General features: G+C 38.8%; 11 protein-coding genes. 10 read left to right on the forward strand and 1 reads right to left on the reverse strand.

The window, feature by feature from the left end; translation table 11 throughout:
* The first annotated feature begins 153 nt into the window (after positions 1-153).
* The 3 genes from ACLKL2_RS10810 to ACLKL2_RS10820 all read left to right on the forward strand — a co-directional run bounded on the left by ACLKL2_RS10810 (position 154) and on the right by ACLKL2_RS10820 (position 2743).
* Entirely contained in the window at positions 154-906 is a 753-nt protein-coding gene (locus tag ACLKL2_RS10810) for an MATE family efflux transporter (RefSeq protein WP_413691632.1), read from the forward strand.
* Positions 903-1526 (forward strand): MATE family efflux transporter, encoded by a 624-nt coding sequence (locus ACLKL2_RS10815; RefSeq protein WP_413691633.1) that lies wholly within the window; start codon positions 903-905, stop codon positions 1524-1526. The genes ACLKL2_RS10810 and ACLKL2_RS10815 overlap by 4 nt, the downstream gene beginning before the upstream one ends.
* A 203-nt stretch (positions 1527-1729) precedes the next feature.
* The gene (locus tag ACLKL2_RS10820; protein WP_413691635.1) at positions 1730-2743 is read left to right on the forward strand and encodes a polysaccharide lyase family 7 protein; all 1014 of its coding nucleotides are present in this window, start codon (positions 1730-1732) and stop codon (positions 2741-2743) included.
* A gap of 157 nt (positions 2744-2900) precedes the next feature.
* On the opposite strand, the gene ACLKL2_RS10825 is transcribed toward ACLKL2_RS10820, so the two are convergent.
* Positions 2901-5051 carry an MFS transporter gene (locus ACLKL2_RS10825; RefSeq protein ID WP_413691636.1) on the reverse strand — a complete coding sequence of 717 codons (2151 nt, stop codon included), beginning with the start codon at positions 5049-5051 and terminating at the stop codon, positions 2901-2903.
* A 461-nt stretch (positions 5052-5512) separates the two neighbouring features.
* Here ACLKL2_RS10825 and poxB point away from each other — a divergent pair, with 461 nt between their 5' ends.
* From poxB to codA, 7 genes are all read left to right on the forward strand, one after another.
* Positions 5513-7237, forward strand: a complete 1725-nt coding sequence (poxB, locus tag ACLKL2_RS10830; protein ID WP_413691637.1) for a ubiquinone-dependent pyruvate dehydrogenase — start codon at positions 5513-5515, stop codon at positions 7235-7237.
* A 190-nt stretch (positions 7238-7427) separates the two neighbouring features.
* A complete protein-coding gene (locus ACLKL2_RS10835; protein ID WP_413691638.1) occupies positions 7428-8432 on the forward strand; it encodes a sulfotransferase in 1005 nt (334 codons plus the stop codon).
* Between the two features lie 264 nt (positions 8433-8696).
* Positions 8697-8825 (forward strand): hypothetical protein, encoded by a 129-nt coding sequence (locus ACLKL2_RS10840; protein ID WP_413691639.1) that lies wholly within the window; start codon positions 8697-8699, stop codon positions 8823-8825.
* Positions 8804-9952: a cytosine permease gene (gene codB, locus ACLKL2_RS10845; RefSeq protein WP_413691641.1), complete on the forward strand. Its 1149-nt coding sequence runs from the start codon at positions 8804-8806 to the stop codon at positions 9950-9952. Before ACLKL2_RS10840 ends, codB begins: the two co-directional genes overlap by 22 nt.
* Positions 9953-9955: 3 nt before the next feature.
* Entirely contained in the window at positions 9956-10873 is a 918-nt protein-coding gene (locus tag ACLKL2_RS10850) for a PucR family transcriptional regulator ligand-binding domain-containing protein (RefSeq protein ID WP_413691642.1), read from the forward strand.
* Positions 10846-11118: a PucR family transcriptional regulator gene (locus ACLKL2_RS10855; RefSeq protein WP_413694301.1), complete on the forward strand. Its 273-nt coding sequence runs from the start codon at positions 10846-10848 to the stop codon at positions 11116-11118. Before ACLKL2_RS10850 ends, ACLKL2_RS10855 begins: the two co-directional genes overlap by 28 nt.
* 146 nt (positions 11119-11264) lie before the next feature.
* The gene (codA, locus tag ACLKL2_RS10860) at positions 11265-12392 is read left to right on the forward strand and encodes a cytosine deaminase (protein ID WP_413694302.1); all 1128 of its coding nucleotides are present in this window, start codon (positions 11265-11267) and stop codon (positions 12390-12392) included.
* Positions 12393-12420 lie beyond the last annotated feature (28 nt).

Below are 12420 nucleotides of genomic sequence, written 5' to 3' on the forward strand. Positions count from 1 at the left end.
TACTACTTAATTAGCATCTATTTTGATTGTCTCACTTTCTTTATCAACATAAAATCATACCCGTAATAATCGAAATATATGCCATTCACCGTCTATTTTCATCGATTACATTAACTCATGTCAGCAATGTAAGAGTTAAGTTAAGGTTTATCAGTGTCTTCCCAATCCTATGTAAAAAAGAACTTTTCACTTGCTTGGCCTCTCGCGCTAAACGGTCTATTAATGCAATCTATGTTAATGATAGATACCTTACTTGTATCGCCTTTAGGTGAAATACCATTGGCTGCGATCGGTATTGCCACCACCATTGTAGCGGCTGTTTTAGGGATTCAAATGGCCTTAGCAAATGGTACACAGTTAGTATTAAGTCGAGCTGTGGGTGCTAATAATCAAGTATCGCTCAATAAAGGATTATGCTCTGGATTTTTCATTAATGGCGCTATCGCAGTCATTTTTTGGGTAATATTAACCCTGTTTGACCGCCCTTTAATTGCTTTGTTAACCGATGATATGAACTTGCATCGAGAGATTGCAGAGTACCTTAATATCTCTAAATATATCATCCTGTTCACGGCAATTACGCAGGTGATGATTGCACTGTTTAATGGCTTAGGTAAAACCAAAGTTCCCTTTAAAGGTTACCTCATTGAGCTACCGATTAATGCCATTCTCTCTTACTTATTAATACATGGTTATCACCTATCAGCTGAAATAAACAGCGTGGGTTTAGGAGTTCAGGGTGCTGCGATAGGTAGTGTCATTGCTATCACTGTGCGTATGATATATTTGGGTTTATATATACACCTTGACTCTGATTTCACCTTTACTCCCCCATCAAATGATAGCAATATGCTAGCAAATATACGTGCGCATTTTATCGAAATATTCCTGTTGCTGCCAATGTGACGATCCTGCTTATTGGCGCCACGATCTATCAATTACTGTACTCGCAATTGGCAATTAATGCCTATGTAGCGATCACCTTGGTAATGCCATGGATCCGTGCTGGTACTCAGTTTATCGCAGCTTGGTCACACTCTTCAGCAATCACAGTTAGCCAAGCAATTGGTTCGAAAAAGATGGATGATTTAGTCAAGAATGTGGATACCAGTATCGATATCGCTGTAGTGATTTCAGTATTATGTGCCGTGTTGTTTGCGATATTAAGTTTATTTATAGATCAAATTTATCCAGAGTTAGACCAGGCAACCTACCAAGCTCTCACGATTATTGCACCGCTTTATATCTTTTTACCGATAGTACGAGGTTACAATACGGTACATGGCAACATTCTACGTGCAGTAGGACAAACCACGGCTGTTTTTAAAATAAACTTTACAGGTCAATGGGTTATATCAATCCCTTTGTGTGCTTTTCTTATTTTAGGATTAGATGCTTCTATATTTTGGGCCTTTGCAATACAACCTTTTGAAGAGATCGTAAAAGCATTGCCTTTTAGACAACTCGCTAGAAAATCTCTAAAAGAGTTCGACCAAGAAAAAGCACAGAAATTAATGTATGACTAACACCTATTAATGAGCATGATTGGTATAACATTAGAATGAGATCAAACTCTCACAATATTGACCGTCTAGGTTAAAATATTTGATCCCATCATAAGATCTGCTTATTGCTATGTGATCAACTAAACACATCCAAGGCAATGAGCTTTTGTTCACTTTTTACCCCGCTATTATGTGTGACAATATTACATAATGAGGTGATAAAAATGAAAACCAACCTAATGATTGCTGGCTCACTGTTACTATCTTTACCTACGTTAGCTCTCGCTGATGTCGCTGGTAATGGCGTATCGTACCCAGTTCCTGCTGATAAATTTGATATGACAAACTGGAAAATAACCATTCCAGCCGATATCAATAAAGATGGTCGAGTTGATGAGATTGAAGGGGTAGCTATGATGAGCTACTCCCATGAAGATTTTTTCTTCTTAGATAAAGATGGCAACTTAGTGTTTGAAGTACAAAACAAAGCCGTCACCACAAAGAACTCTAAAAATGCGCGTTCTGAATTACGCCAAATGCCACGTGGTGCAAGATTTGATATTGATACAGCAGCCCCACTAAATAACTTTGCCCTTGAGAGTAATACACACTCGGCAGATTACAGTAAAGTGGGTGGAATATTAGAAGCAACCTTAAAGGTAAACCATATTTCTGAACATGCTAAATTCCCGGAAAGACCAGCGGCACATTCAGTAGTAGTTGGACAAATTCATGCTAAAAAATATGATGATCAAATTAAAGCTAAAACAGGCTTTGGTCATGGTAATGAGCCTCTAAAAATCTTCTTTAAAAAATTCCCTGGTCATGAATATGGCTCAGTATTTTGGAACTATGAACGTAATCTAGCGAAGAAAGATCCAAACCGTGCTGATATTGCTTACCCGGTATGGGGTAATACTTGGGAAAACCTAGAAGAGCCTGGTGAAGCGGGTATTAAAATGGGTGAAGAGTTTAGTTATGTTGTTGATGTAAAAGGTAACATCATGCACCTAACCTTCACTACTGCTCGCCATAAAGATGTTACTTACAATATCGACCTAAGCAAAGGTATTGACGAGAAAGATTCACCAACGGGTTACGCACAGGATGCATTCTACTTTAAAGCCGGTGCATATGGTCAATGTAGTGTTAATGACACACACCAGTTTGGGGTCCAGGTTGTGCAGGCACAGGAGACTTTGCTGTCGATAAAAAGAATGGTGACTACAATAGCGTGACCTTCTCTGCACTTAAATTAAATGGTCAATAAAAACATGCATTAATGATGCTTAAACGTTAACAGATCATTAATACCTTTAACGCAAAGCCAACTTAATTAAGTTGGCTTTTTTGTATCAGTTTGCCCTGCTCGACTTAGCTTTCTACAATAGACGATTATTTATTACTGGTAGACTCTGTCGTTTGTGTTTGAACGGCATCGAACAACTGTTCTTCGATGGTATTTTCTTCTGGTTTATCATCAATAGAGGCGGTTAATTCATCGCTATCAAGCGCATCCGACTCTTGCAGTAGTTCTACCATCTCAGAGGCAACATCAGGTACAGAGTCAATAATAGTACTCGCTACATCAACCGCATATTCAGGCATATTCTCTACAACATGAGTTAGGTAGTCACTGACGGCTTCCTCAATATTTTCAGTCGCTTCTGCATCTACTTCTTGGTCATTATCAGATTCTACCAAGTTATTGATGTAAGCTTCTGCCACTGCATTCGAAGATTCAGGTAATGCTTCTGAGACTGTTAGGGCAAGCTCAGCAGAATGTTCCAGGGAGATATCACTTAAACGCGTGTAAAGATCCGCAGCCGTTTGTTCTGATGCAGCCGCACTTCTATCAACCGGGCGCATTTCATCTAAAGAGTCAGAAAACTCTGTCATGTATTGTTCAGTCATTTCTAACAACACCGACGGGTCTTCATCAAACATATTTTCAGCAGCATGCTCCATCACACTAATACCGTTATCAGGCATTGCATTGGCGATAGCAACAATGATATTTGCAAGTTGATCGGGATGGTCATTGGTTATCCAATCCACCAGCTCTTCAGCTTGCTCGGGAGATGCCGTAGTCAACGCTTCCGCGATATGTACAGACATTTCAGGGGCAGCAGTAGTAATAGCAGCATATAGCTTAGCAATATTAATCTCTTCAATGGTACTTAATGCTGCTGCCAAATGGGTGGCATTTTGTGGGTCTTTCGCTGCAATTGCTTTTGCCATATTAACCGCAATACCAGGATTTTTAGTCGCTAAGCTAACAGCCACATCCACTTCTGCACTTTGCTCAAAAGCAGGTTCAACGTAATCCGTTCGAGGATCAAGTTCAGATATGACACCAGAAGGGGTTTGCATGACGAAATGGTCTTGATCTTCTTGCGGCAGTGCTGGGCGTTGTTTCATACGTAATAAAATAAATGCTAACAAACTGATCGCAAAGACAACAATAAAGCTAAATAAGGCATCATTACCAAACCATTTCATCGCCTTGGAGGCTAAAAAAGGACCTGTAATACTGCCTAACGCATAGATAAATAACAACGACGCCATTGCCGATAAAATTTGTTCTTTTACCACTTTATCAAATGTTTCAGACATACTCATTGGATACAAGCAAGCGACAACCCCAGTGATTAACGCTATCGATAACAAGCTTAAATAAAACAGATTAAGCGAAATTAAAATAGGAATTAAGACGGCTGCTGTAATGATGGTTAATACCATACCTAACATGATTTTTCGGCGGTCAAAATTATCAGATAAATACGCAACAGGAAATTGCAATAAAATCGCGCCAATAATCGCAGAGCCCATGAAGATAGACAGGTTAAACCCTTTAATACCATTATCATTGGCAACAATCGGTAGCATGTTTAATAACGCAGAATAAAACACACCACAGTAAAAACAACTGACAACACCAAGAGGTGACAATTTAATAATCATCATTAACGACATGGATTCACTGTCTTCGATAATAGGCCCTTTTTGTTTACTGACGACAATCGGCGTTATAGCTAAGCTCAGTAAAATTCCAGAAATGACGAATAACGTCATGGTTTCAATGGGCGCTACATTTAATAAAAATTGGCCTAAAAATTGTGCACTCATGATCACCATTTGATTGATGGAGAGTATTCTTCCTCGATTTTTTTCGGTGGCACTAAAACTCAACCAGCTATCTAAAGTCGCATTAGTACAAGCCATACAGAACCCAGTCACTACTCGCATAATCGCTAATAAAATAGGGTCAGGAAAAAGGCCCGATAGGAGGATAGCCACAGAGGTTAAACTACCGCACATAGCAAAGATACGAATATGGCCAACGCGCTGAAGTAGTTTACGGCTGTAATAAGAACCCACCAAAAAACCAACTGATAACATCGATAACACCAAACCAATATTATCAATACTAATGCCGTCATTTTGCATACGAACAGGCAATAAAATATTACTTAATCCGTAACCTGTCATTAATAAAAAACAGCTCATTAGCAGTAAAAATAGGGGTTTAATCGTTGTTATCACAAAGCAACTCTCTATTGGTAGTAGTGTTAGGTTTACCTAAGAAGAATCGAATCCAACTCATTTAGGATAAGCAAAAGTCCACCAATCTAGTGTTTCATTAGTGAAATAGTGAATATAAAGGAAAAATAATAAACATCCAATCATATTCAAGTTTATGCTCTTTACTATATCTGTATTACCAAGCTTAGTAACAACAAGACTTAGCTTAGTGTCTTACTGGTTTCCAAACTAATATCAAAATGACAATATAAATAAGTACTTGAAAAACCCCGTCTAGGAGAGGATGATCATAAAATAGACAAATGCAAAAGCATTACGCTATACCATCAAAAAAATTCAGTTTCTTTTTAATCGTCTCACGAGATGACAATCATAATATCAAATAAGCAATTACACGGAGCAGTAACTAAACACAACCATTGAAGGTGATATATCAACTTACTAATAAGGAGTACCTTAATATGAGCCAAAGTATCGCAAGCTTTATCACTCAAACCCTAGACCAAGCTGGAATAGAACGTATATGGGGAGTAACTGGCGATTCACTCAATGGGATTAGTGATAGTTTACGAAAAATGGGCAGTATTGAATGGCTAGGTACTCGCCATGAAGAAGCGGCTGCTTTTGCTGCTGGTGCAGAAGCACATACTTCAGGTAAGTTAGCCGTATGTGCAGGTTCATGTGGGCCAGGTAATCTACATTTAATCAACGGCTTATTTGATTGTCATCGTAATAAAGTGCCTGTATTAGCAATCGCTGCACATATCCCTTCATCAGAAATTGGCAGTCAATATTTCCAAGAAACACACCCTCAAGAACTGTTTAAAGAATGTAGTGTTTTCTGTGAACTTGTCTCTAACCCTGAACAGATGCCTTACCTGTTAGAAACAGCCATGCGTCAAGCTATTTTACATAATGATGTCAGTGTTATAGTGTTACCTGGTGATGTTGCATTAAAATCAATGCCAGAAGGTATCTCTGCTAAGTGGAGTCATCCTAAACCCGCCATCTATCTACCTGACCAGTCAGATATTAATACCCTTGCAGACCAACTTAATAACAGTAAAAAAATAACATTATTATGTGGTGCAGGCTGTAAAGGTGCACATAAAGAAGTGGTTGCTCTCGCTGAAAAACTACAAGCACCAATAGTGCATGCAATGCGCGGTAAAGAATACCTCGAGTACGATAATCCTTATGATGTAGGTATGACAGGTTTGATTGGTTTTGCATCGGGTTACCATGCCATGGGCGAAGCCGATACCTTATTAATGATTGGTACAAGTTTCCCCTATAAAGCGTTTTATCCAAGTGATAGTACCGTGTTACAAATTGATAATCAGCCCGCATCATTAGGTCGACATGTACAAGTCGATCACAGTGTATTAGGCGATGCTAAAACCACGATAACTTCCCTGCTCACACAACTAACTGGTGGACGTAGTAGTCAGCATCTTGATAAGTGTTTGAAAAATTATAAAACAGCTCGCGCCGATTTAGACCTATTAGCTAACGGTAAAACTTCACACGGTTTGATTCATCCGCAGTACTTAACCCGCCTGCTCGATGAGCAAGCCAGTGATGATGCTGTCTTTACTTGTGATGTAGGTACACCTACCGTTTGGGCGGCTCGTTATCTAACCATGAATGGCAAGCGCCGTATCATTGGGTCGTTTAACCATGGTTCAATGGCTAACGCTTTATCACAAGCAATGGGGGCACAATCCTTAGATCGAGAACGTCAAATCATTGCGATGTGTGGTGATGGTGGTTTCTCTATGTTAATGGGTGATTTACTCTCACTGAAACAACTCAACTTACCAATCAAAATCATTGTTTATAACAACCGATCATTAGGTTTTGTCGCAATGGAAATGAAAGCCAGTGGCTACCTATCAGATGATACGGATTTAGATAACCCAAGCTTCGCCAGCATTGCAGAAGCTTGCGGCATCAAAGGTATTCATGTGGATGATCCGAAAAAACTACCACAAGCGATGTCCGATATGATGGCACACAAAGGCCCTGTGGTATTAGAAGTTGAAACGGCAAAACAAGAACTCGCCATGCCGCCTCAAATAAAACTAGAACAAGCCAAAGGCTTTAGTTTATATATGATGAAAGCCTTAATTAATGGTAAAGGTAATGAAATCATAGAGCTCAGTAAAACCAACTGGACACGTTAGTTTATTATTATTTACCTCTGACTAATCAAACCCTCTAATATCGCTAGTTTGTTAGAGGGTCAACCCATCCCCTCCCCTATCACTTAGATCAGACACTAACTTTTATAAATTATTTACTTAATCATTAAGGTATGATGATAATGCACTGTTCATCAAAATCATCACATCAATAAAGAGGTTTCATCTTTATATGGAAAGTAAAAAGTCACCATTATTTATTATCGGCATTACTCGCTCAGGGACCACAATATCACATGACATGGTGATGAAAGCATGCCCTGAAGCGGTAGATTTGACTTCAGATGATGATTTTGAATGTCGTAAGTTTTGGCAGGCTTTCGGTCTAACCATCGGTTCACGAAGAACGGGAACTTTATGTGGGTGTGCCACTGAAGAGAGTATTGACCCTGCTTCAAAAGAAGCTATTAATAACTATGTTTATTCTCGCCACGCGAAAGGTGGAATAATCACTAAAAACCCGCATTTATTGAATAAAATTAGTTATGTAGCCAATGTGTTACCTGATGCAAAATTTATCTTAATTGTACGTGACATTATGGGCGTTATTGCCAGTGAAAAAGTAGGCTTTAATGATGCCTATAAAGGAGATGAAGACTCTCCTCCATACGTACACTACTGGCCAGATACTAAGTTACCTTGTTGGAGTTATGTACAATGTGATAATCAACAAGAGCCAGCTGCCAAACCAAGCCTTCTAGTTACCATCAAGGCAATGATTAAACGAGTGATGGTTAATTTAAAAAATAGATCATTTAATGAACCAGGCAAAGCGCTACCTCATCAAAAACTCAGTGATTTTTATCGTTCTTACCCCGATAAAACACGGTATTACCCAAGTGAAGGTTTTAAGAGATTACCTGAATCTTGGATAACCCTAAACATTAATGCAATCAACCAGCTTAAAGAGTTAGATAATTCTCGTTGGATGACCATCGCTTATAATAACTTAGTTGATGACACCAAAGGGGTGGTGAGTAAGATGCTAACCTTTGCGGGGTACGATGCCCCAGGATTAGAGAGCTTACCAGAGCAGTTAAATAAATCTTCAGCCGATAAATGGCGCACTAATTTATCTGAACAAGAACAAAATATAGTAAGAGAAACCATTAATAATAATCGCGAAAACTTTACAACCATTTGCGACACAGTTGGTGCGAATATGCTTGTGGATTAACGCCATAAAAAACAACTACAATCCATCTTTAGTACTTCCAATAATGCACAATAACATTGCATTAAGCGCTTGCTTGGTGCAATTGCAGTTGTTGCACCTTTTTATCAATAACATCACAGAAATCAAAAAAGTGCACCTGGTACAATTAAAAGGTTAATTTGTGCACTTTCCGCACAGTTAATTTATTCCAACAATTCCTTTTTTAGATTGGCACAAATGTTGTAAACATCTGAATTAATCTACTTCAACGAAAGGAACAAGACTATGGATAGTAAAAACGACTTCCCACTCAGTGCTGTGCCAGCTGACCAACGCAAAGGATTATGGTCAATGATGTCAGTATTACTTGGTTTCACTTTTTTACCGCAACAATGTGGGCGGGAGGTAGCCTAGGTACGGCATTTAATTTTAATGAAATTTTAGGCATTGTTTTCATTGGTAATCTTTTATTAGGCAGTTACGCTGCTGGTTTGGCATATGTAGCCTTTAAAACGGGTTTAAATACCGTTTTGTTAGGACGATATAGCTTTGGGCTTCAGGGCAGTAAATTATCTGATTTTGTACTCGGATTTACACAAATTGGTTGGTATGCATGGGGTACAGCAACCATCGCTATTATTTTAGTTAAACTACTGGATTTACCTAGTGCATGGTCAACACCTTTAATGATTCTATTTGGTTTTGGTTTCTGCATTAGTGCATCAATTGGCTATAAGGCACTTGAAATACTATCTAAAATTTCAGTTCCTCTGATGCTATTTCTAATTGGCTTATGCTTCTACAAAGGTTTAATTGACGTAGGTGGGATTGGAGAGTTAGTGGCCAAACAACCCACAGAAAGTATGTCAATAGGCGCTGCAATCACTGTTGTATTTGGCACCTTTGTTAGTGGTGGAACACAAGCCACAAACTGGAGTCGTTTTGCTAAATCAGGAAAGATTGCCATCACTGCTACATTAGCCGCTTTCTTCATTGGTAATGGTTTAATGGTATTTGTTGGTGCATTTGGCGCATTAGTTTACCAACAATCAGATATCGTAGATGTGCTTGTCTCACAAGGTTTCATGATAGCCGCAGTTATTATGTTATTTACTAATATATGGACTACTCAAGATAACACTATTTATAACTTTGCAGCGGCTGGTTGTAATTTATTACGAACAGAGAAGCGTAAACTAATTACCATTGTTGGTGCGGCTATAGGTACATTGATGGCGATTATGGGAATGTATAATATGCTGATCCCATTCCTTATCTTATTAGGCACTTTTATTCCACCTATCGGCGCTATCATCATGACCGACTTTTGGGTTCGCTTCCGTGGAAATATGCCAGCCCTCTCAGAAATCGACTTACCGCAATATAATATGCAAGGTATCTTTGCCTATATTATTGGTTCAGCTGCAGCTTATTTCTCCCCATGGATTGCACCATTAGTCGGTATCGTTGTTGCTTCATTAGCCTACTGTATTTTATTGTATATAAACTCTACAAAATCAAAAACAGTACAAGGCGCCTAATGGATGATCAAAGTTCAGTCACTTTCACTTATACCAGGACTTGAAGAGATAACGTTACAAGCAGGACAACAAGGCGCTGAGAATGTCATTCGTTGGCCTTACGTTGCTGAAAATAACGATATCGGAGACTGGATAAGTGGTGGTGAACTGATTTTTGTAACCGGTTTAAACTGGCAATGGCAAACTGAAGACTTTATTAAGTTAATTCACCTTGGTAAACAAAAACAAGCTAGTGGATTAGTCATTTTAACCAATTCAACTTATATAAAAAATATACCAGCACAAGTATTAACAGTCGCAGAAGAAATAGGTTTTCCTATCTTTGAGCAACCGTACTCATTACCTATGGTTAAAGTAACTGAATTGCTATCAAACTCAATCATTAAGTCAGATTTAGCACATCAATCTACCCGCGCTTTAATGGAGCACCTATTAACTAGCTCTAGCCCTGCTGAAATGACGCTCATAAAAGCCGGTGAGTTTGGTATTAATACTACTGGTGCTTTCTCTATTGCAATGGTGGTGCCTAAACGCCTTGAAAAAGGAGATCTCAGCCACTGTCAGTTTTTATTAAATCAATTTTTATCCGACCACCAAAGTGAATTTCCATTATTAGAATACCATCAAGGTTGGTTATTATCATTTCCGTTACCGCTAGACCAGCAAGAGCAAAGCCTCTCGAAGTGGAACACATTATACAAAACGCTTAATCAACACGGGGTCAGTTGTAATATAGGAGTAAGTGAAGGCCAAGGGATACAGCAATTACGCAGAGCAACACAACAAGCAATACAAACAGTGGATTTTGCTCGCTACCAAGAAACTAATCATGTTTTTCATTATCAAGATCTAGGCATTCTTCAACTCTTTTCAGGGATAGAAGACTATGCCCAATTAAACCTTTTTGCAGAAATAATTTAGGCGAACTCTATAATCGTTTTGATAAGCAATCAGAACTCTTAAAAAGTACACTCAGTTGCTACTTTAAACACTTAGGATCCGCAAGACAAACAGCCTCTGCACTCAATATTCACCGCAACACGTTAACTCACAGATTAAAACGTATTGAGTTGCTCACCAAGAACAACTTAAGTGACTCACAACAACGTCTATGCTTACAAAATGCCTTAGCAATGGAACGGCTGATTTTGATCAAGCCTAACTAACCTAAATAAAAGAGATTAGGAAACAATATGAAAATAATTAACGCGCGTTTAAGAGGACAACCGGCACTTCATACCATTATTTGTGAAAATGGTTTTTTTCAGAAATTAAAGCCCAAGATCAGACACTAGATACAGATAATGCAGATATTAATGCCCAAGGTAACCTGTTATGTGCACCCTTCGTTGAGCCTCATATTCACCTAGATGCCGTATTAACTGCTGGTCAACCCAATTGGAATATGAGTGGTACATTATTCGAAGGCATTGAACGTTGGGGTGAGCGTAAATCTATGTTGAGCCATGAAGATGTTCAAACTCGTGTTTTAAAAGCAGTCGAATTATTACTGGCTAATGGCGTGCAATATATTCGTACTCATGTCGATGTAACCGACCCAGATTTAGTGGCTTTAAAAGCTATCCATGATTTACGCGAAAAATTATCACCTTACCTCGAACTCCAAATTGTCGCTTTCCCGCAAGAAGGGATAATGTCTTTTCCAAATGGAAAAGCATTAATGGAAAAATCTATGCAATACGCTGATGTTATTGGTGGAATCCCTCACTTCGAATATACCCGAGAATATGGTGTAGAGTCGATGAAATGGGTTATCGAACTTGCAGAAAAGCATAATAAATTAGTCGATGTTCACTGTGATGAAATTGATGACGGCGCGTCAAGGTTTTTAGAAGTATTAGCAACAGAAGCTCTAGAGAAGGATATTGGTTCACGAGTGACTGCAAGTCATACTACAGCAATGCACTCTTATAATAATGCTTACTGTAGTAAGCTGTTTCGGTTACTTAAAAAGTCCAAAATAAACTTTGTCTCATGCCCTACTGAAAGCCTACACCTTAATGGAAGGTTTGATTCTTATCCCAAAATTCGTGGCATTACCCGTGTTAAGGAAATTCGAGATGCCGGCATGAATATTTGTTTTGCCGAAGATTCAATACAAGATCCTTGGTACACATTAGGTAACGGTAAACTATTACGCGTATTAGATGCAGGGATTCATGCTTGTCATATGATGGGTTATGAAGACTTATCAACTGCCTTAGACCTTATTACCGATAATGGCGCCAAGACACTTAATATCACCGATCGCTATGGTATTGAAATAGATAAACCGGCTAACTTTATCATTCTTGAAGGTTACGATGACGCCAATGTAATACAACGCCAAGGTGAAGTGCTGTGGTCGATTCGTGAAGGTAAGGTATTGACTTGCCGTCAACCAAGTATTCTCACTCAACAAGTCACGTTCAGTGACTAACTTATTTCATGGAGTATATATCAGTGCA

The sequence above is a fragment of the Psychromonas sp. KJ10-2 genome, assembly GCF_047323255.1.
Classification (GTDB): domain Bacteria; phylum Pseudomonadota; class Gammaproteobacteria; order Enterobacterales; family Psychromonadaceae; genus Psychromonas.

Coding starts and splice junctions, on each gene's coding strand:
- ACLKL2_RS10820 (WP_413691635.1), top strand. CDS start 1,730: ATGAAAACCAACCTAATGATTGCTGGCTCACTGTTACTATCTTTACCT.
- poxB (WP_413691637.1), top strand. CDS start 5,513: ATGAGCCAAAGTATCGCAAGCTTTATCACTCAAACCCTAGACCAAGCT.
- codB (WP_413691641.1), top strand. CDS start 8,804: ATGTGGGCGGGAGGTAGCCTAGGTACGGCATTTAATTTTAATGAAATT.
- ACLKL2_RS10835 (WP_413691638.1), top strand. CDS start 7,428: ATGGAAAGTAAAAAGTCACCATTATTTATTATCGGCATTACTCGCTCA.
- ACLKL2_RS10850 (WP_413691642.1), top strand. CDS start 9,956: ATGATCAAAGTTCAGTCACTTTCACTTATACCAGGACTTGAAGAGATA.
- ACLKL2_RS10840 (WP_413691639.1), top strand. CDS start 8,697: ATGGATAGTAAAAACGACTTCCCACTCAGTGCTGTGCCAGCTGACCAA.